This is a genomic window from Paraburkholderia tropica (assembly GCF_914484835.1).
In the GTDB taxonomy this organism is placed as follows: Bacteria; Pseudomonadota; Gammaproteobacteria; order Burkholderiales; family Burkholderiaceae; genus Paraburkholderia; species Paraburkholderia tropica_A.
The window spans coordinates 37461-56477 of record NZ_CAJZAR010000095.1 but is presented as its reverse complement, the minus strand read 5'-3'; the positions used below and the strand labels follow the sequence as shown (position 1 = coordinate 56477).

The 19017-nt window shown below is 68.7% G+C and carries 18 protein-coding genes; 6 read left to right on the top strand and 12 right to left on the bottom strand.

All coding sequences use genetic code 11. The features are described from left to right. Positions 1 to 49 precede the first annotated feature (49 nt). Positions 50 to 796 (top strand): SDR family oxidoreductase, encoded by a 747-nt coding sequence (locus LDO54_RS34835; RefSeq protein ID WP_224016979.1) that lies wholly within the window; start codon positions 50 to 52, stop codon positions 794 to 796. Positions 797 to 830: 34 nt separating this feature from the next. Here LDO54_RS34835 and LDO54_RS34830 read toward each other — a convergent pair whose 3' ends face one another. The 5 genes from LDO54_RS34830 to LDO54_RS34810 form a co-directional block, all read right to left on the bottom strand. Continuing rightward, positions 831 to 1421 carry a DUF924 family protein gene (locus LDO54_RS34830; protein WP_224016977.1) on the bottom strand — a complete coding sequence of 197 codons (591 nt, stop codon included), beginning with the start codon at positions 1419 to 1421 and terminating at the stop codon, positions 831 to 833. Then, positions 1418 to 2164, bottom strand: a complete 747-nt coding sequence (locus LDO54_RS34825) for an alanyl-tRNA editing protein (RefSeq protein WP_224016975.1) — start codon at positions 2162 to 2164, stop codon at positions 1418 to 1420. The genes LDO54_RS34830 and LDO54_RS34825 overlap by 4 nt, the downstream gene beginning before the upstream one ends. Positions 2165 to 2340: 176 nt before the next feature. Then, positions 2341 to 2751, bottom strand: coding sequence for a group II truncated hemoglobin (locus tag LDO54_RS34820; RefSeq protein WP_224016973.1), 411 nt, complete (start codon positions 2749 to 2751; stop codon positions 2341 to 2343). Between the two features lie 120 nt (positions 2752 to 2871). Then, complete coding sequence (locus LDO54_RS34815) at positions 2872 to 3192, bottom strand: Zn-ribbon domain-containing OB-fold protein (RefSeq protein WP_224016971.1); 321 nt, start codon at positions 3190 to 3192, stop codon at positions 2872 to 2874. Then, positions 3189 to 4361: a thiolase family protein gene (locus LDO54_RS34810; protein ID WP_224016969.1), complete on the bottom strand. Its 1173-nt coding sequence runs from the start codon at positions 4359 to 4361 to the stop codon at positions 3189 to 3191. Before LDO54_RS34810 ends, LDO54_RS34815 begins: the two co-directional genes overlap by 4 nt. 245 nt (positions 4362 to 4606) lie before the next feature. Here LDO54_RS34810 and LDO54_RS34805 point away from each other — a divergent pair, with 245 nt between their 5' ends. The 5 genes from LDO54_RS34805 (at position 4607) to LDO54_RS34785 (ending at position 9935) form a co-directional block, all read left to right on the top strand. Continuing rightward, complete coding sequence (locus LDO54_RS34805; protein ID WP_224016967.1) at positions 4607 to 5617, top strand: PDR/VanB family oxidoreductase; 1011 nt, start codon at positions 4607 to 4609, stop codon at positions 5615 to 5617. A gap of 77 nt (positions 5618 to 5694) precedes the next feature. After that, positions 5695 to 7047: an aromatic ring-hydroxylating dioxygenase subunit alpha gene (locus LDO54_RS34800; RefSeq protein WP_224016965.1), complete on the top strand. Its 1353-nt coding sequence runs from the start codon at positions 5695 to 5697 to the stop codon at positions 7045 to 7047. Further along, positions 7044 to 7532, top strand: a complete 489-nt coding sequence (locus LDO54_RS34795; RefSeq protein WP_224016963.1) for an aromatic-ring-hydroxylating dioxygenase subunit beta — start codon at positions 7044 to 7046, stop codon at positions 7530 to 7532. Before LDO54_RS34800 ends, LDO54_RS34795 begins: the two co-directional genes overlap by 4 nt. 8 nt (positions 7533 to 7540) lie before the next feature. Continuing rightward, complete coding sequence (locus LDO54_RS34790; protein WP_224016961.1) at positions 7541 to 9181, top strand: AMP-binding protein; 1641 nt, start codon at positions 7541 to 7543, stop codon at positions 9179 to 9181. Between the two features lie 13 nt (positions 9182 to 9194). Beyond that, the gene (locus LDO54_RS34785) at positions 9195 to 9935 is read left to right on the top strand and encodes an SDR family NAD(P)-dependent oxidoreductase (protein WP_224016959.1); all 741 of its coding nucleotides are present in this window, start codon (positions 9195 to 9197) and stop codon (positions 9933 to 9935) included. Positions 9936 to 9979: 44 nt separating this feature from the next. On the opposite strand, the gene LDO54_RS34780 is transcribed toward LDO54_RS34785, so the two are convergent. From LDO54_RS34780 to kdpC, 7 genes are all read right to left on the bottom strand, one after another. Then, entirely contained in the window at positions 9980 to 10450 is a 471-nt protein-coding gene (locus tag LDO54_RS34780) for a MarR family winged helix-turn-helix transcriptional regulator (protein ID WP_224016957.1), read from the bottom strand. Between the two features lie 102 nt (positions 10451 to 10552). Continuing rightward, complete coding sequence (locus LDO54_RS34775; RefSeq protein ID WP_224017100.1) at positions 10553 to 13096, bottom strand: ABC transporter permease; 2544 nt, start codon at positions 13094 to 13096, stop codon at positions 10553 to 10555. Between the two features lie 101 nt (positions 13097 to 13197). Next, positions 13198 to 13812 (bottom strand): DUF4126 domain-containing protein, encoded by a 615-nt coding sequence (locus tag LDO54_RS34770; protein ID WP_224016955.1) that lies wholly within the window; start codon positions 13810 to 13812, stop codon positions 13198 to 13200. A 373-nt stretch (positions 13813 to 14185) separates the two neighbouring features. After that, complete coding sequence (gene sugE / locus LDO54_RS34765) at positions 14186 to 14506, bottom strand: quaternary ammonium compound efflux SMR transporter SugE (RefSeq protein ID WP_224016952.1); 321 nt, start codon at positions 14504 to 14506, stop codon at positions 14186 to 14188. A 129-nt stretch (positions 14507 to 14635) separates the two neighbouring features. Beyond that, positions 14636 to 15334 carry a two-component system response regulator KdpE gene (gene kdpE, locus LDO54_RS34760; RefSeq protein ID WP_224016950.1) on the bottom strand — a complete coding sequence of 233 codons (699 nt, stop codon included), beginning with the start codon at positions 15332 to 15334 and terminating at the stop codon, positions 14636 to 14638. Continuing rightward, a complete protein-coding gene (locus LDO54_RS34755; RefSeq protein ID WP_224016941.1) occupies positions 15327 to 18260 on the bottom strand; it encodes a sensor histidine kinase in 2934 nt (977 codons plus the stop codon). Before LDO54_RS34755 ends, kdpE begins: the two co-directional genes overlap by 8 nt. A 166-nt stretch (positions 18261 to 18426) precedes the next feature. After that, a complete protein-coding gene (kdpC, locus tag LDO54_RS34750; RefSeq protein WP_224016940.1) occupies positions 18427 to 19005 on the bottom strand; it encodes a potassium-transporting ATPase subunit KdpC in 579 nt (192 codons plus the stop codon). Positions 19006 to 19017 lie beyond the last annotated feature (12 nt).

Sequence of the window (19017 nt, the reverse complement as noted above, 5' to 3'; positions counted from 1 at the left end):
GACGTACACCACGGCGCGCGCCGCGCGCCTTCCCGAAGGAGACATACCGATGGGCAAGGTCGTCCTGATCACGGGTGCGAGCCGCGGCATCGGCCGCGCGTGCGCGCGGCTGCTGGGCGCGCGCGGCTGGACCGTGGGCGTCAACTATCTGCATAACGAACCCGCCGCCGAGGAAACCGCCGCCGAAGTGGGCCGCGCGGGCGGTCACGCGCGCCTCGTGCGCGGCGACGTGGCGAACGAAGCGGACGTGCTGTCGATGTTCGACACGCTCGAACAGGCCTACGGGCGCATCGACGCGCTCGTGAACAACGCGGGCATCGTCGCGCCGTCGAGCCAGGTGGCCGACATGAGCGCCGAGCGTCTGAAGCGCCTGTTCGACGTGAACGTCTACGGCGCGTTTCTGTGCGCGCGCGAAGCGGCGCGGCGCATGTCGAAGGATCGTGGCGGCGACGGCGGCGCGATCGTCAACGTGTCGTCCGCGGCGGCGCGGCTCGGATCGCCGAACGAGTACGTCGATTACGCGGCCTCGAAAGGCGCCGTCGATACGATGACGCTCGGCCTCGCAAAGGAACTCGGGCCGCAGGGCGTGCGCGTGAACGCGGTGCGCCCCGGCCTCATCGACACGGAGATTCACGCGAGCGGCGGACGCCCCGACCGCGCCGCCGTGCTCGGCGCGCAAACGCCGCTCGGCCGTCCCGGCAGCGCCGAGGAAGTCGCCGAAACGATCGTCTGGCTGATCAGCGACGCGGCATCGTATGTGACCGGCGCGCTGATCGACGTGAGCGGCGGGCGCTGATTTTCTGCGCTGACGCTTTTTGCGCTGATTTTGCCTAGAACGACGAGCCGGGTTCGCTGAGGAACGCGGCTTCGTCCTCGCTCGACGCGCGGCCCAGCAACGCATTGCGATGCGGAAAACGCCCGAAGCGCTCGATCACCTTCGCGTGCCTGAGCGCGTAATCGTAGTAATCCTCCCCTTCCCCGCCTTTCGCCAGCTCGCCGAACAGCCGCACCGATTCGCGCTGCGCCTCGGCGCTTTCCGCATGTTCGAACGGCAGATACGCAAACGCACGATGCTGCGCCGTCGGCAGCTTGAGGTCGTCGCCACGCGCGACCAGCTCGCGCGCGATGCGCAGCGCGTGTTCATCGGCGGCAAAGGCGCGCGGCGTGCCGCGATGGCAGTTGCGCGAAAACTGGTCGAGCACGACGATCAGCGCGAGCGCACCTTCGGGCGTCGCGCACCAGGCGTCGAGTTCGCCCGCGCAGGCCGCGTCGAGCAGCGCGCCGAAGCGCTCGCGCAACTGCGCGTCGAACGCCTCGCGTTTGCGAAACCAGATCTTGCGCGCGCGGCCGAAGTCCTCCGAATCCGGCGCGCCGAACCAGAAGTCGAGCACCGCTCTCGCGCGCGGATCGAGCGCAGTCATTCGACGAGTTCCAGCACGAGTCGACGCGTGCGCGCACTCTTCTTTTCGAGCTTCGCCACGCGCAGCGCGCCGATTTCCTGCGTGTTGCGCACATGCGTGCCGCCGCACGGCTGAAGATCGACGCTCTCGATGCGCAGCAGCCGCACGCGCCCGAGCCCCATCGGCGGCTTCACGCTCATCGTGCGCACGAGTTCGGGACGCTCGGCCATCGCTTCGTCGGTGATCCATTCGGTCGCCACCGCGTGCGCGCCCGCGACGAGTTCCGCGAGCCGCGCCTCCACATGCTCGCGCTCGATCGGCTCCACGGTCGCGAAATCGAGCCGCGCGTAGTCGCTCGTGATGCTGCAGCCGTCGACCGCATATGGCAGCACCGCACACATCAGATGACTGGCCGTATGCAGCCGCATATGCCGATGACGGCGCGCCCAGTCGATCTCGGCGCGCACGCGCTGGCCCGCCGCGAGGCGCGCGAGCAGCGCGTCCTGGCCGGGCGCGGGAAGATGGAGCGCGTCGTCGGGCGTGGCGCCTTCGAATTTGGCTTTACGGGTGTCGGCGATCGCGATGCGCGTGCCGTCTTCGAGCACCAGCGCGCCGGTGTCGCCGGCCTGGCCGCCGCCGAGCGGATAGAACACGGTCTGGTCGAGCCGCACGCCGTCCTCGCCCACGGCCAGCACGGTGGCGTCGCAATGCGTGAGATAGGCGTCGTCGCGAAAGAGCGCGCGGGTGGCGGATGTCGTCGTCATGGGGAAGCGTCTCCTCGTCGTTCTGCGGGAGCCTCCATTATGGCGAGGCGCGCGCGGTCGCAAAATACGCCTCGCGCGAGCCTGCACCGGACTGTATCGGCGCAGGCACCGGGCCAATCCGCCAATCCGCCAATCCGCCGATCACGACGACGACGCCCAACGCGCCGCCGCGAAACTCAACCCGGACGGTTGCGCATCCAGTCGGCGGTGTCGAAAAACGAATGCAGCAGGCGCTCGCGCAGCGGTTCGTCGAGGCCGATGTCCTGCATCGCCCACGCCATGCAGCGCAGCCACTGGTCGCGCTCCGACGATGCGATCGCGAACGGCAAATGGCGCGCGCGCAGTCGCGGATGGCCGAAGCGCGAGATGTAATGGTCCGGGCCGCCCATCCAGCCGCACAGGAACCAGAAGGTTTTGTCGCGCGAACCGTCGAGCGACTGCGGATGCAGCGCGCGGATGCCCGCGAATTCGGGCTCCAGGTCCATCAGGTCATAAAAACGGTCGACGAGTTCGCGCACGCGCGCCTCGCCGCCGACGAGTTCGAAGGCCGTGGGTTGCTGCGGCGCTTCGTCGGCTGGATCGGTCATACGGTTGATTCGGGTGAATTCGATGCGTTTCGATACGAAAAACGGGGACGGCAAGGCGCACGCGCGCCCGCCGGATAACGCCGATTTTCGCATAGCGAGGCGCGCGAGGTCGGGCGAGGCTCAGGACACGCGCGCCCAGACGCGATTGTCTTCGTCGATGGTCAGCGCAACGGCCGCGCCGCGCTCAAGCGGCGCTTCGGCGCGCGCGATCACCACCGCGCCCGCTTCCGTGCGCACGGTCGCGAGGTGCACGCCCTCCGCGCCTTGCTCGCCCTGCGCGCCCACGCGATGGCGCACTACCGTGCTCTCCTCCACGACGCCCCGAGGCGCAGCTTCGCTCGCCCAGTCGGCGGCGCCGCAATTCGGGCAGCGATAGCGCGCCGGAAACAGCGCCTGAGCGCAGGCGCGGCAGCGTTCGATATTCAGCACGGTCTGCGTCATGACGTCTCCTTGTCGAGCACGACCGCATTCGCGCACATGCCGTATCGGTACTGCACCATGCCATAGCCGCTCGCGAGCGCGAGACGCGCCCCGGCCACCTGACGCGCGCCCGCGAGCCCCTGCAACTGGCGGATCGTTTCGACGAGCCCGTGCATCCCGCCCGCCGCGCCCGCTTGCCCCGCCGAAAGCTGACCGCCCGAGGTATTGACCGCCAGTTCGCGCGACGCGATGCGCGCGATCAGCGCGCGCAGATCGCCGTCGGGCGCGAAGCCGAGATCGGCGAGCTGGATCAGCGTCATCACCGGATAGTCGTCGTAGACCGAGATCACGTCGATGTCGCCGGGCGTGGCGTTGGCCTGCTGCCAGAGCGTGTCGGCGAGCGCGGCAAGGCCCGTCTGCAAGCCGTCGCCCGATTGATGATCGACGTTGTAGCGGCATTGCAGCGCGCGCACACGCAGCGGCGCGGGATGTCCCGCTTGCGCGCGCCGCGCCGCGAGATCCGCGCGCGCCACCACCACGGCGTTCGCGCCGCACACCACCGGCACGCAGTCGAAACGCCCGAGCGGATCCGCGACGCGCGGCGCGTTCAGATACTCGTCGAGCGTCAGCGGCGTGCGATACACCGCGCCCGGATTGAGCGCCGCCCACTCGCGCTGCGCCACGCACAGCGCGCCGTAATCGCGCGCGTCGAGCCCATGCGTGCGCGCGTGACGCTGCGTGAGCATCGCGAACAGGCTGTTCGGCCCGCCGTTCTCCAGCGGCCGCAGATACGTGCGCGTCGTGAGGTTGTAGTGCTCGACCAGTTGCCGAAAATCGGCGGCCTCGAAACGATCGCCCGAAAGCAGCACGATCACGTTCGCGTCGCCATGCTGGATCGCGCGGATCGCGTGCTGCAGCAGGTTGATCGCGCTCGCGCCGCCATGACAGTCGTCCATGCACCAGCGCGGGCTCATGCCGAGCCGCCACGCCATATCGATCGCATGATCGGGCGCCAGCGTGAACGACGCCACGCCCAGCCCGTCCACCTCGCGCGCCGCGAAACCCGACTCCGCGAGCGCGGCGTCGAACGCCTGCGCGAGCAGATCGCCCGTGCTGTGCTCCGGCGCCTGCCGCCGATACGGCACTTCCACGCCGCAGACCAGCGCGGCGCCTTCGAAATCCGCCTCCATGGAACCTCCTGTTCTGGCCTCGGGCGCATCCGCCTTGACAGCCGGTTTTTTTCATTATCCAATAAAACACATGAATTTTCATATTTTCGAATCTAAAGGGTTTATACCTAAGCGGGCCACACCCGGGATTCGAAGAACCGGAATTTCGCCGACGACCGCCCCCTCGCCGAACGAGCGAGGGGCAGGAGACGCCCCATGACATGCAGCCCGTTCCACCGCAGCGCCGCCGCGCAAGGAGCCTCGATATGAGTGCCGCGTCCATCCTTCAGGATGCCGAAATACTCGATATGATCGTCGAGACCGTCGAGCCGCTCACCGCACACGTCACCGCCTTTCGCCTGCGCGCCGCCGACGGCCACACGCTGCCCGCTTACCGCGCGGGCGCGCATCTGCGCGTGCAGGTGCAAACGCCCGGCGGCGGCGCATGGAACGCCTATTCGCTGATCGACTTCGCACCCTCGGTCACCGCGCCTGAAAGTTACCTGATCGCGGTTCGCCGCGAGAACAGCGGCGCGGGCGGCTCGCGCTGGATGCACACGCAGGTCCGCGCGGGCGACACGCTGCGCATCGCGTTACCCGTCAACGCCTTCGCGCTCGACGATGCGCCAGCAGGACGCGACGACGCCGTGCTGATCGCGGGCGGCATCGGCATCACGCCGATCGCTTCGATGGCCGCCGAACTCACGTCGCGCGGACATCGCTACGCACTGCACTACACGGGCCGCTCGATCGCGCAGCTTGCTTTCGTCGATGCCCTGCGCACGCTCGCGGGCGACGCGCTCCACCTCTACGGCGACGATGAAACCGACGCCGCGCATCGCTTCGACCTCACCCGCCTGCTCGCCTCGCTGACGCCGGGCCAGCCGCTCTACGTCTGCGGCCCGCAAGGCCTGATCGACGCGACGATCGCGCAGGCGACGGCGCAAGGCTGGCCGCGCGAGCGCATCCGCTCCGAGTTGTTCGCCGCCGCCGCGCCGAAATCCGGCGACGCACATTTCGAAGTCGAGTTGCGTCAGTCCGGCATGACGCTGAGCGTCGCGCCCGCGCAATCGATTCTCGATGCGATGCTCGACGCCGGACTCGATCCGCTCTACGACTGCAAGCGCGGCGAATGCGGCGTCTGCCAGGTCGGCGTGATCGAAGGCGACGTCGATCACCGCGATTACTGCCTGAGCGAAGCCGAAAAGCGCGCGGGCAAGGTCATGCACATCTGCGTCTCGCGCGCCCGCGCGGCGCGCCTCGTCATCGACGCCTGAAACGCGTCACTCGCGCGTCACTCACGCGTCACGCCAACGCAGACACAAACACAAACGCCCACGCCAAGGAGCCCCGCATGCCCCGCTATCGCGAAGACGCCGCAGCGCTCGCCGCGCTCGTCGAACCCGATCAGGTTCATCGCGACGTCTATCTGGATCAGGAAATTTTCGACCTCGAAATGGAGCGGCTGTTCAGCCGCACGTGGGTGTATCTCGGCCACACGAGCCAGGTGCCCGATGCGGGCGATTACCTCACCGTCGACATCGCGCGCCAGCCGCTCGTGATGGTGCGCGAGGCGAACGGCGGCGTACGCGTGCTGATGAACCGCTGCGCGCACAAGGGCGCGAAACTCGTCAGCGCGCCGAGCGGCAACACGGGGAAATTCTTCCGCTGTCCTTATCATGCGTGGACCTATAAAACCGACGGCAAGCCGCTCGCGATTCCGCTGAAGAACGGCTACGAAGGCACACGTCTTTCCGACTGTCCCTCGGGGCAAGGTCTGAAGGCGGTCGCGAACGTCGAGATCTATCGCGGCTTCGTGTTCGTGCGGCTCGCCGATGAAGGCCCCACGTTCAGCGAGTATTTCGGCGCTTCGCTGTCGTCCATCGACAACATGGCAGACCGCTCGCCCGAAGGCGAACTCGAAATCGCGGGCGGCTGTCTGCGCTACGTGCACAACTGCAACTGGAAGATGTTCGTCGAGAATCTCAACGACACGATGCATCCGATGGTGGCGCACGAGTCGTCGGCGGGCACGGCGAAGCAACTCTGGGAAGGCAAACCCGCCGACGAACCGAAGCCGATGGCGATCGAGCAGTTCGTGCCCTTCGTCTCCGATTACGGCTTCTTCGACGGCATGGGCGTGCGCGTATTCGAGCACGGCCACAGCTATACGGGCGTGAACTTCTCGATTCATTCGAGCTACGCGTCCGTGCCCGACTACGAGCAGCAACTGATCGCCGCGTGGGGCGAGGAGAAGGCGAAACAGGTGCTCGGCACCGCGCGCCACAACACCGTCTATTACCCGAGCCTCACGATCAAGGGCGCGATTCAGGCGATCCGCGTCGTGCGTCCGATCGCGCCCGACAAGACGCTGATCGAGTCGTGGACCTTCCGCCTCAAGGGCGCGCCCGACGCGCTGCTGCAACGCACGCTCACCTACTCGCGGCTGATCAATTCGCCGATGTCGGTCGTGGGCCACGACGATCTGCACGCGTATCGCGCGATCCAGGAAGGGCTCGCGGCCAACGGCAACGACTGGGTGAGCCTGCATCGCGACTATCGCGCGGACGAAGCGCAAGCCGCCGATCTCACCGTGAACGGCACGAGCGAAATCTCGATGCGCAACCAGTTCCGCGCCTGGGCGCGGCATATGGAGCCGCAAGCGACGTCACAAGCGCAGCCCCAGCAAACAGGAACCCCGCGATGACCCACGCCCACGATCCCGCGCTGCGCGACACGCTCGCCGACTTCGTCTATCGCGAGGCGCGCCTCATCGACGACAAGCAGTTCGACGCCTGGTACACGCTGTTCGCCGAAGACGGCCTCTACTGGATACCGCTCGCGCACGGCCAGCAGGACGGCCTGAATCACGCCTCGCTGATGTACGAGGACCGCTTGCTGCTCAAGCTGCGCATCGAACGCCTCAAGCAGCCGCGTGCGTTTTCGCAGCAGCCCGAGAGCCGTTGCCAGCACGTCATGCAGCGCCCCGAAATCGAATCCGCCGACGCCGACGGCTATCGCCTGCGCACACCGTTCTTCTACGCCGAAGCGCGCGGCGACGAGCAACTGGTGTTCACGGGCATCGTGCGCCATCACGTCGTCGAGCGGGACGGCGCGCTGCGCATCCGCGAAAAGCGCGTCGATCTGCTCAACTGCGACGCGGCGCTGCCGTCCGTGCAACTGTTCCTGTGAGGCGCGCCTTGATTTCATCCGATACGTCTCGCCACGCCAGCGTTTATGCGGCCTTCGCCTCCAGCGCCGCGCGTTGGCCCGATCACGATTTTCTCGTCGTGCTGCCCGAAACCGCTGCGATCTACGGCATCGACGCGCAAACGCTGCGCTACGGCGAAGCGCTCGCACGCGTCGACGCGCTCGCCGCGCGCTATCGCGAAGCGGGCTTCGGCGCCGGTCATCGCGCAGGACTGATGCTCGAAAACCGGCCCGCGTTTTTCCTGCACTGGCTCGCGCTCAACGCGCTCGGCGTCTCGGTCGTGCCGCTCTCGACCGAATTGCGCGCCGCCGAACTCGAGTACATCACGGGCCACAGCGAACTCGATCTCGCCGTCGCGCCCGCCGCGCGTCACGCCGATCTGCACGCGGCGGCGCTCGCGGCGCAACGCAGTGTCTCGATCTGCGAAGCCGATTCCGCAACGATCGCGCGCGCGGCCACGTCAGCCGAAGCCGCCACGCCCGACGCCGACACCGAATGCGCCCTGCTCTACACCTCGGGCACGACGGGCCGCCCGAAAGCGTGCGTGCTGCCCAACGAATATTTCCTGCTCGCGGGCGAGTGGTACAACGGCATCGGCGGCTTGTGCGCGCTGCGTCCCGGCGTCGAGCGCCTCGTCACACCGCTGCCGATGACGCACATGAACGCGATGGCCTATTCGACCATGGCGATGATCCTCGCGGGCGGCGCGATCGTCGCGCTCGACCGCTTTCATCCGCGAACGTGGTGGGCCAGCGTGCGGACCGCGCGCGCGAGCATCGTCCACTATCTCGGCGTGATGCCCGCGATGCTGCTCGGCGCGCCCGAAAGCGCACAGGACCGCGAACATGCGGTGCGTTTCGGCTTCGGCGCGGGCGTCGATAAAACGCTGCACGCGCCGTTCGAAACGCGCTTCGGCCTGCCCCTGCTCGAAGCCTGGGCGATGACCGAAACCGGCGCGGGCGCCGTGGTGATCGCCAACCGCGAGCCGCGTCATATCGGCCAGTCGTGTTTCGGAAAGCCCGAAGCGGCGCTCGACGTGCGCATCGTCGGCGACGACGGGCGCGACGTCAGTGTGAACACGCCCGGCGAACTGCTCGTGCGCGCGAGCGGCGAACATCCGCGCCGCGGCTTCTTCCGCGAATATCTCAAGGATGCCGAAGCAACGGCCGCCGCATGGGAAGGCGGCTGGTTCCATACCGGCGACATCGTCCGGCAGGACGCCAACGGCCAGCTTTATTTCGTCGATCGCAAGAAGAACGTGATCCGGCGCAGCGGCGAGAACATCTCGGCGGTCGAGGTCGAGAGCGTGCTGCGCAAGCATCCACGCGTGGCCGACGTCGCCGTGGCCGCGACGCCCGACGCCGTGCGCGGCGACGAAGTGCTCGCCTGCGTGATCGCGCGCGAAACCGTCGCCGACGCAGCCGCCGCGCCGCTCGCCGCCGAACTCGCGCAGCTGTGTCTCGCGCAGCTCGCCTACTTCAAGGCGCCCGGTTACGTCGCGTTCGTCGATGCGCTGCCGCTCACCGGCACGCAGAAAGTGCAGCGCGCCGCGCTCAAGGAACTCGCGCGCACCTTGCCCGGCAGCTCGCGCTGCATCGATACGCGTGCCCTGAAAAAACGCCAGGACTGATATGACTGCTGCCATGAGCCAACACGCCACGTCGCACCGCGCCGCCCTCGTTACGGGCGGCAACGCGGGCATCGGCCGCGCCATCGTCGAGCATCTGCTCGAAGCGGGCTACGAAGTGATCTCGCTCGATCTGCGCGCCGACGCGCCGGGCCACGCGCGCTTGCACACCGTCGAAGTCGATCTCTGCGACGCCGCCGCCACACGCGCGGCCGCCGCCGAGGTCGCCGCGCGCCACGCGCCCACCACGCTCGTGCACAACGCGGGCGTGATCCGCGCGGCGTTGCTGCCCGAGGTCACGCACGACGACCTGCTCGCGCTCGCGCATCTGCATCTCGATGCGCCCATCGCGCTCGCCCAGGCCATGCTGCCCGCGATGCGCGCGCAGCATTTCGGACGGCTCGTGCTGATCTCGTCGCGCGCGGCGCTCGGGCTCGCCACGCGCACCGCGTATTCGGCGACCAAGGCGGGCATGCTCGGCCTCGTGCGCACGTGGGCGCTCGAACTCGGGCCGCTCGGCGTGACCGCGAACGCCATCGCGCCCGGCCCGGTGCAGACCGACATGTTCCATGCGGTGGTCCCCGCCGACAGTCCCAAGGTCGCGCAGATCGCAGCTGGCATTCCGGTCGGCCGCCTCGGCCAGCCCGACGACATCGCGCGCGCCGCGATGTTCTTCGCGGCGCCGGAAAACGGCTTCGTCACGGGTCAAACGCTCTATGTGTGCGGCGGCACGAGCACGGGCAGTCTCGCGCTGTAACGCGGCGTGCCGAAGGCGATCGGGCGCAGGCGAAAGTCGGTGCGTTACTTCGAATGCTGCTCGATCAACTGACGCAGCATCTCGACGAACAGCTTCGCCGACTCGGGCGGAAACGGCAGCAGCACCGACGCCTCGTGCTCCAGCGCCAGCGCGATCAGCTCCGCCGCGAGCGCGCGGCCCGAAGGCGTGAGCGCAACGAGCGTGCGTCGGCGGCTCGCGGGATCGTCCTGACGCGCGACCAGCCCCGCCGCTTCCATGCGGTCGATCAGCTTGCTCACGGTCGGTTGCTTGGCGAGGATCAGGCGGCCGAGATCGCCCATCGGCAACGGGCCATCGGACAGACACGCGAGCACGCGCCATTGCAGCGCCGGAATCTTCTTGCGCGCGAGCGTGGCGTGGAATTCGTCGGAGATGAGCGCACTCGCGCGCGCGAGCAGCGCGGCGAGATAGGTGTCGAGAAAGCGCAGCGGCGGCGCGGCCGCGGCGCGGGTCGAGTCAGTCGAGTCGGTGGTCATGGTGTCGGCGTGAGAAGCACCGGCATCCTATAACGGAACGTGCGCGAACGGCACCGGCTCAAAACAAACGCCGCCGCGCACGACCACTTCATGCTTCACGCTTCACGCGTCCCGCAGCGATTGCAGCGCGGGCCGCGCCAGCACGTGACGCAGACTGACCCAGCCGCCCACGCCCGCGCACGCCACGCCCGCCGCGATGCCCGCGGGAATGAGCCACGGATCGAAGGCGAGATAAAAATCGAACACGCGCGTGGCCAGCACGTAGCCCACGGCCTGCGCGCCGACCGCCGCCATCAGTCCGGCGAGCGCGCCCACCGCGACGAACTCCGCGATCTGCACCGACCTCACCTGCCGATGCGACGCGCCCAGCGCACGCAACAGCGCCGACTCGCGCATGCGCTCGTCGCGCGTGCCCGCGAGCGCCGCATAGAGCACCAGCACGCCCGCCGCGAGCGTGAAGATAAAGAGGAACTGCACCGCGCCGATCACCTGTTCGAGCACGCGCTGGATCTGCGCGAGAATCGGCCCGACGTCGATGGCCGTCACGTTCGGGTACTTCGCGACCAACCCGTCCACCACGTTACGTTGCGCGTCGGGCAGATGGAAACTCGTGATGAAGGTGGCCGGAAAATCGTGCAGCAGCGCGGGCGGCATCAGCACGAAGAAGTTGACCTTGAACGAGCCCCAGTCGAGCTTGCGCAGACTCGTCACGGGCGCGGTCACTTCGAGCCCGGTCACGTCGAAGGTCAGCACGTCGCCGGGCTTCACGTTGAGGATCTTCGCGAGGCCCTGCTCGATCGACAGTTGCGGCGCGCTCGTCTCGCCGTACCACTGGCCCGCCTCGATGCGGTTGTCGTCGGGCAGTTGCGTCGTGTACGAGAGATTGAATTCGCGGTCGACGAGACGGCGCGCGTCCTCGCTCTTGTACTGCGCCGGATCGACCGGCTTGCCGTTGATGCTGATGAGGCGGCCGCGCACCATCGGCTCCAGATCGGGACTCGCGACGCCGTGCTGCGAGAGCCACGCGGCCACCGCGTCGCGCTGGTCGGGCTGGATGTCGATGAGGAATTCGTTGGGCGCGTCGGGCGGCGTCGATTTGCGCCAGCCTTCGATCAGATCGTTGCGCGTCATGGCGATCAGCAGCAGACACATCAGCCCGATCGCGAGCGAGGTGATCTGCAGCGCGCTCGCGCCGGGCCGCCGTTCGAGCGACGCCAGCGCGTAGCGCCAGCCCACGCCCGCGCGTGCCTCCAGACCGTTGCGCTGGCTGCGCGCGATGCGCGCCGCGCCCCACAGCGCGAGACGTGCGAGCGCCGCGAACACCAGCAGGCCGAGTGCGAAACCACCCGCGACGATGCCGCCGAGCTTCACCTCGCCCGCCGCGATCACGAGCAGCCCCGCGAACAGCGCGATGCCGACCGCGTACGCGGCCCACGCCGTGCGGCTTTCGTCGCCCCACTCGCGGCGCAGCACGCGCACCGGCGGCACGCGCGTGAGCGGCAACAGCGGCGGCAGCGCGAAGCCGAGCAGCAGGACCAGCCCGGCCGCGACGCCTTCGAGCGCGGGCATCGGCCCCGGATACCGCAGCGCGACGTCGATCAAGGTGCCGAGCCACGCGAGCAGCGCGAGATGGCCCGCGTAACCGAGCGCCACGCCGATTGCGCCGCCCACCAGTCCGAGGCCCGCGAATTCGAGCACGAACAGCGTGCGCAGCGTGCGCTGGCTCGCGCCGAGGCAGCGCATCGCGGCGCAGCCGTCGAGGTGACGGCGCGTGTAACGGTGCGCGGCCATCGCGATCGCCACGGCCGCGAGCAAGGCGGTCAAGAGCGAGACGAGCGTGAGGAAGTGGCGCGCGCGGTCGAGCGTCTGGCGCACCTGCGGCTGGCCGTCCTGGAGCGATTCGAGGCCGACGCCGCGCATCTTGCCGCCATCGACGCGCGCGTGCGCGAATTGCGCGAACTGCGCGACGGCCGGATCCGCGCCCGCCACCAGCAGGCGATACGTCACGCGGCTGCCGTAGCCCGTCAGGCCGGTCGAGGCGAGATCGGCCTCGTTGAGCATCAGGCGCGGCGAGAAGTTGACGAACGAGAAGCCACGGTCGAGTTCGCGCGTGATGAGCGCGCCGATCGTGAACGTGCGTGTGCCGACGCGCACCTGGCTGCCGACGTGGACCTTGAGCGCGTCGAGCAGTTGATCGTCGACCCAGACGGTGCCGGACGGCGGAATGCCCTGCGCCGCGTGATCGGGCGCGCCGGGGCCGCTCGCTATGCGCAGCGCGCCGCGCAGCGGATAGCCCGCCGACACCGATTTCACCGCCGCGAGCCGCGTGGGCGTCTGCGCGGCCGAAGCGGCATTCGGGACACCCGAGGCGCCGGCCCCATCGCCGACCGCGCTCACCATGCTCGGGAAAATCGCCGTATTGGCGGTTTGCAGCTTGAGCGACTGCGCTTCGCGCGCGAACGCCGGATCGACGGGATGATCGGCGCGCACGATGAAATCGGCGGCGATCATGCGGCGCGCGTCGCGCTCCAGTCCGCGTTGCAGGCGATCGGCGAGAAAACCCACGCTCGCGAGCGCGGCCACCGCGAGCACGAGCGCGAGCAGCAGCATCGTCAGTTCGCCGGCGCGCCAGTCGCGCGCGGTCATGCGCGCGGCGAGGCGCACGAGGTCGCCCCAGCCTGGGGCGGCGCGCGTGGTGGATCGGGAGGAAACGGGGCTAGAAGACGGCGAGGACGAATTCGGCAGGTTCAATCGTGACGGCTCCGCAGCGAGAAACGCGAGACCATATGCGTCGCCATGCCGCGAAAACCGCCCTGCACGCCGCGCCACAGACGCGGCAGCGCCCACGTCGCCACCAGCAGGAACGCGGCGAGCATGACGAGGAACAGCAGCGGCACGAACAGCGCGAGCAGCACGCCGACGAAGGTCATGCCGTCCTCGGCGCTCGACGTGACCACGTTCGAGACCGGCTCCGGCGAAAGGTTGATGAGCGCGCGCGTGCCGGCCTTGGCCAGATGCGCGGTGCCCGCGAGTGTGCCGCCCGCGAGCGCGGCGATGGTCAGCACGGCCGGATCGGCGTGGCCGAGCGCGCCCGCCGCCAGCACGGCGCCGGCCGGAATGCGGATGAAAGTGTGCAGCGCGTCCCAGAGCGAGTCGAACGCGGGGACTTTGTCGGCGAGGAATTCGAGCACCGTGAGCGCGGCGGCGATGCCGATCACCCAGGGCGAAGCGAGCACCGCGAGCGTGTCGGGCAGATGGATGAGGCCGAGGCGCTGAAGCACGCCGGCCATGAGGACCGTGAGATAGAGGCGCAGGCCGCTGCCCCAGGACAGGCCCGCGGCAATCGAAATCGGTTCGAGCATGACTGCCTCCTCGCGCGAGGCTCGCGCGGCGCCGTCCCCCACGAATCTGGCGCAAACGCAGCGCCCGGTTCGCCAGACGCGGCGCCATCGGGCTGCGGCGCTCGCGTTATCCGCGGCGCGGAGTGTTATCGGTTGATGACTGTCCCATTATAGCCACGCTCGCTGCGCCGCCGCAGCGGTGTTGCGCGTGCGCGCCACGCCAAAACCCGCGATTTTTGCCGAAAATGTGGGGAAAATGCGCGCTGGATCGCGGCCAGGATGCCATTGCGCGCAAGGCGGCGCGGCAGCGGACGGCCAGTCGGACGGCCGCTCGTGTGGCCAATCGGGCGGCAAAAGCCCGCGTGCGCAAACGCGCCGCCGCTCAGGCGTCCCCTCAGGCCGCCGAACTGAGCTTGAGCCCGATGATGCCGAGCACGATCAGCGCGGCGCTCGCCACGCGCGCGACGCTCACGGCCTCGCCCATCATGACGATGCCGAACACGAACGCGCCCACCGCGCCGATACCCGTCCAGACGGCGTAGGCCGTGCCGAGCGGCAACTGACGCATGGCGTACGAGAGCAGCGCGAAACTGCCGAGCGCGGTCACGATCGTGAACACGGACGGCCACAGGCGCGTGAAACCTTCGGAGGACTTGAGACCGGCCGCCCAGGCGACTTCGAGCAGGCCAGCGATGAGAAGAATGAACCAGGGCATCTGGGACGCTCCACTTGAAAAATGGGGCCGTCCCCGAAAAAATGACGTGCAAGGTCGTCCTTACACATCTGTAATTATAGCACCAGACTGGTGCGTGCCGCTGGCCGCCCGTCTATCGGACCGCCCGCGTCACTGCACGCCGACCAGCCGATACCCCACACCCGTCTCGGTGACGATGTGCTCGGGCTGCGCCGGATCGCGCTCCAGCTTCTGCCGCAGATGCGCCATGTAGATGCGCAGATAGTGGCTGCTCTCGACGTGCGACGGCCCCCACACCTCGCGCAGCAACTGGCGGTGCGTGAGCACGCGCCCCGAGTCGCGCACGAGCGTGGCGAGCAGGCGGTATTCGATCGGCGTGAGATGCACGGGCGCGCCCTCGCGCGTGACCTGGCGCAGCCCCAGATCGACGGTCACCGCGCCGAAGCTCACCTGCGGCTCCTCGTTCGCGCCGCCGCGATTGCGCCGCCGCAGATGCGCGCGGATGCGCGCGAGCAGTTCGGAAACGCCGAAGGGCTTGGTCAGATAATCGTCGGCGCCCGCGTCGAGCGCGGCGACCTTTTCGCTTTCCTGGGTGCGCGCGGACAGCACGATCACCGGCAGATCGCTCCAGCCGCGCAGCTCGCGGATCACGTCGAGACCGTCGGTATCGGGCAAGCCGAGATCGACGATCACGAGATCGGGCTTGCGCGTGGCCGCCTCGACGAGCCCCTGCTTGCCCGTTTCGGCGTCGTAGACCGTGATGCCCTCGCCTTCCAGCGAAGCACGCACGAAGCGGCGGATCTGTTTTTCGTCTTCGATCAGGACAACGGCAAGACTCGGATCACTCATGGTTTGAATGCGGGTTCGAATGCGATGCGGGTTTCGGATCGAAGGTTGAAGGCGCCGAAGCGTCGTCGCGGACATCGTGAGCGTCATGTTCCGCCTCGGCTTCTTCCGGCTCGGCGATGTCGCTCGGCAGCGGCGGCGGCGCTTCCACGGGCAGCGCGAACCAGAACGACGCGCCTTCCACATGACCGTCGGCATTGACGCGATTGGCCGCGCCGATTGTACCGCCGTGCGCTTCGACGATCGCGCGGCAGATCGCGAGCCCGAGCCCGATGCCCGGTTTCGCCGACTCCTTCTCGCCGCGCGTGAACTTCTCGAACACGCGCTCGTTCATGCCGGGCGGCAAGCCGGGCCCGCGGTCGTCGATGCTCACGCGCACGAAGGGCCGGCCGTGCTCCTCGATGCGGCGCGCGGCGATCGTCAGCGGCGTGTCGGGCGGCGTGTATTTCGCGGCGTTTTCCAGCAGGTTCGCAAAGAGCCGCTCCATCAGCACGGCGTCGAGCTGGAGCAGCGGCAAGCCCGCCTCCAGCTTCACCTGCACCGGATGGCGCGCCAGCACGCGGCGGCACGCGGCCAGCGCCGCGCCCACGGTTTCCTCCAGCAGCGTCCACTGCCGATTGAGCTTGAGACTGCCCGCCTGCAAACGCGCCATGTCGAGCAGATTCGTGACGATGCCGGTCATGCGCAGCGCCTCGTCGTGGATTGCCTCGATCAGCTCGCCGGTGCGCGCGCTGTGAGTGTCGCCGGGCGCGCCGGGCTCGTGCGTCTGCGCGAGCATCGACGAAAAGCCGACGATGGTCGTCAGCGGCGTGCGCAGATCGTGCGAAATCGCCGAGAGCAGCGAGTTGCGCAACCGTTCGGACTCCATGTTGACGAGCGCGTCGCGCGCGATCTCCACGTAGTGCACGCGTTCGAGCGCCAGCGCGATCTGCGCGGCGAAGGCGTCGAGCATGCGCTGCTGCTCGGGCACCTGCAGTTCGCGCGCGTCGCGCGTGACCACGGCCAGCACGCCGCGCGTGCGCATCGGCGCCCGGAGCGGCAGATAGCGCGCGGCGGCCGCGGGCAAGGTATCGGTGCCGTGGCCCGCGGGCTTTTGCTGGTCGTAGACCCACTGGCCCACGTCGAGATCGAGACTCGCGGCGTCGAGCATGATCTGCGGATCGGGGTCCTCGATCTTCTGCTGCACCTTGTCGGCGCTATCGGGCAGGAGGATCGCCACGCGCGCGTTGAACACCTCGCTCACGTGGCGGCTGCCGATCGCGACGATCTGCTCGGTCGCGAGCGCGGCGGCCAGTTCGCGCGCCATCGCGTACATCGCGCCGGTGCGCTGTTCGCGCCGCTGCGCGACGCTCGCTTCGCGGCGCAGGCTTGACGTCAGATGGCTGATGACGAGCGAGGTCAGCAGCATGCCGACGAAGGTCAGCAGATATTGCGTGTCGCTGACCGAGAACGACAGGCGCGGCGGCACGAAGAAGAAGTCGTAGGCGGCCACGCTCGCGAAAGAAAGCATGACGCCCGGCCCGCGCCCGAGCTTCGTGGCCGCGAAGATCACGCCGAGCAGATACAGCATCACGAGATTCGCGAGCGCGATGCGGTCGTTCAACTGGTTCGCGAGCAGCGTGATGCCCGCGCAGATCGCCAGCGCCGCCGCATACGCGCGCGGCGGCGAGCGGTGCGCGGCGCCCTCGGCGATGGCGGCGCGCCACGCGTTGGCCGCGCGCGCGGCGGGCGAGCCCGAATCACGGCCGTCGCGCCCTTCGCCACCACCACGGCCGATCAGGCGGTCGACGTCATTGCCGCTCGCGCGCACCAGGGTGAGATCGACATCACCGGCTTTTTCGGCGAGCCGCTCGCCGAACGGTCTGCGCCACCAGCGCGAGAACCCGCTGCGCAGCGACGCGCCCGCCACCAGCTTCGAGACGTTGCGCAGACGCGCATAGCCCGCGAGCGTGACGGCGGCGTCCTCGCCCGCGAGCGACGCGGTTTCCGCGCCCAGTTCCGAGGCGAGCTTGAGCGCGCCGAGCGTGCGTTCGCGGATCGCGTCGGACAGGCGCTGAAGCGCCGGCGTTTCCACATAGACGGCGATCCAGTCGGCCTTGAGACTCGCGGCCAGCCGCGCCGCCGCGCGCACCAGCGCGGGCGCTTCCGGTCCCGGCCCGATGCAGACGAGCAGCCGCTCGCGCGCCTGCCAGACGTGCTGGATCGAGCGGTCGGCGCGGTATTCGTGCATCTGCGCGTCGACGCGGTCGGCCGTGCGGCGCAGCGCCAGTTCGCGCAGCGCGATCAGATTGCCCTTGCGGAAGAAGTTGCGCACCGCGCGTTCGGCCTGCGCGGGCAAATAAACCTTGCCGTCGCGCATGCGGTCGAGCAGTTCCTCGGCGGGCAGGTCGACGAGCGTGACTTCGTCGGCGCCGTCGAACACGCGGTCGGGCACCGTCTCCCAGACGCGGATGCCGGTGATCTGCCCCACCACGTCGTTGAGGCTTTCGAGGTGCTGCACGTTGACGGTCGTATAGACGTCGATGCCCGCGTCGAGCAGTTCGTAGACGTCCTGCCAGCGCTTCAGATGGCGCGCGCCGGGCACATTCGAATGCGCGAGTTCGTCGACCAGCACGAGTTGCGGCTTGCGTGCGAGCGCGGCGTCGAGATCGAATTCGTCGAGCATGCGGCCGCGATACGCGAGGTGCTGGCGCGGCATCACGTCGAGGCCGAGGGTCAGCGCGGCGGTTTCGCTGCGCCCATGCGTTTCGACGATGCCGACCACCACGTCCACGCCTTCGTCGGCGCGGCGGCGCGCGGCTTGCAGCATCGCGTAGGTCTTGCCGACGCCCGCCGACGCGCCGAAGAAAATCTTCAGCTTGCCGCGGCGGCGTTTTTCTTCATCGCGTTGCAGCCGGTCGAGGAGTTCGTCGGGATCGGGACGGTTCATGCGGATTTCGCGTGGTGTGTCGCGTGGTGTGTTTTAGCGCTCGGCTCACGTCGATGCGCGTCGGCGAGCGCGCCGGAACGCCATCGCCGATCGTCTCACCGTGGCGCCGAAATGGCAAACCGCACGCCGCGCGGTGCGGCGTGCGGCGCGCGGACAGCTCGCGCGCTCAGCTTACGTCTTTACCGTCGAGCGCGAGGTTAAGCTCCAGCACGTTCACGCGCGGCTCGCCGAGCAGGCCGAACTGACGGCCCTTCGTGTAGCGGTCCACGAGCGCCTGCACGTCGCCCGCGCTGAGATGACGCGCCTGCGCCACGCGCGCGACCTGGTACGCGGCGGCGGCGGGCGAAATCTCGGGATCGAGCCCGCTGCCCGACGAAGTCACGAGGTCGGCGGGAATCGGCTGCGACACGTCGCTGCCCGCGGCCTTGAGCGCGTCGATGCGGCCTTTGACCTCATCGGCGAGCGCCGGGTTGGTCGGGCCGAGGTTCGAGCCGCCCGAGCCCTGCGCGTTGTACGGCATCGGCGCGGTGGCCGAGAGACGGCCCCAGAAGTACTGGGGCGCGTCGAACTGCTGGCCGATCAGCGCGCTGCCCACCACCTTGCCGTCGGCTTCGACGAGGCTGCCGTTGACCTGGCGGTGGAACACGGCCTGCCCGAACGCCGTCATCACGGCCGGATAGACAAGCCCGGTGATCGCCGTGAGCACGGCGAAGATCACGATCAGAGGACGAAACTGCGATTTCATTTTGGCTTCCTG

Bases quoted from the DNA above. Each gene is read 5' to 3' on its own strand.
- LDO54_RS34830 (WP_224016977.1), bottom strand. From the start codon at position 1,421: ATGACTGCGCTCGATCCGCGCGCGAGAGCGGTGCTCGACTTCTGGTTC.
- LDO54_RS34835 (WP_224016979.1), top strand. From the start codon at position 50: ATGGGCAAGGTCGTCCTGATCACGGGTGCGAGCCGCGGCATCGGCCGC.
- LDO54_RS34775 (WP_224017100.1), bottom strand. From the start codon at position 13,096: ATGACCGCGCGCGACTGGCGCGCCGGCGAACTGACGATGCTGCTGCTC.
- LDO54_RS34800 (WP_224016965.1), top strand. From the start codon at position 5,695: ATGCCCCGCTATCGCGAAGACGCCGCAGCGCTCGCCGCGCTCGTCGAA.
- LDO54_RS34785 (WP_224016959.1), top strand. From the start codon at position 9,195: ATGAGCCAACACGCCACGTCGCACCGCGCCGCCCTCGTTACGGGCGGC.
- kdpE (WP_224016950.1), bottom strand. From the start codon at position 15,334: ATGAGTGATCCGAGTCTTGCCGTTGTCCTGATCGAAGACGAAAAACAG.
- LDO54_RS34805 (WP_224016967.1), top strand. From the start codon at position 4,607: ATGAGTGCCGCGTCCATCCTTCAGGATGCCGAAATACTCGATATGATC.
- LDO54_RS34780 (WP_224016957.1), bottom strand. From the start codon at position 10,450: ATGACCACCGACTCGACTGACTCGACCCGCGCCGCGGCCGCGCCGCCG.
- LDO54_RS34770 (WP_224016955.1), bottom strand. From the start codon at position 13,812: ATGCTCGAACCGATTTCGATTGCCGCGGGCCTGTCCTGGGGCAGCGGC.
- LDO54_RS34820 (WP_224016973.1), bottom strand. From the start codon at position 2,751: ATGACCGATCCAGCCGACGAAGCGCCGCAGCAACCCACGGCCTTCGAA.
- LDO54_RS34795 (WP_224016963.1), top strand. From the start codon at position 7,044: ATGACCCACGCCCACGATCCCGCGCTGCGCGACACGCTCGCCGACTTC.
- LDO54_RS34825 (WP_224016975.1), bottom strand. From the start codon at position 2,164: ATGACGACGACATCCGCCACCCGCGCGCTCTTTCGCGACGACGCCTAT.
- sugE (WP_224016952.1), bottom strand. From the start codon at position 14,506: ATGCCCTGGTTCATTCTTCTCATCGCTGGCCTGCTCGAAGTCGCCTGG.
- LDO54_RS34810 (WP_224016969.1), bottom strand. From the start codon at position 4,361: ATGGAGGCGGATTTCGAAGGCGCCGCGCTGGTCTGCGGCGTGGAAGTG.
- kdpC (WP_224016940.1), bottom strand. From the start codon at position 19,005: ATGAAATCGCAGTTTCGTCCTCTGATCGTGATCTTCGCCGTGCTCACG.
- LDO54_RS34815 (WP_224016971.1), bottom strand. From the start codon at position 3,192: ATGACGCAGACCGTGCTGAATATCGAACGCTGCCGCGCCTGCGCTCAG.
- LDO54_RS34755 (WP_224016941.1), bottom strand. From the start codon at position 18,260: ATGAACCGTCCCGATCCCGACGAACTCCTCGACCGGCTGCAACGCGAT.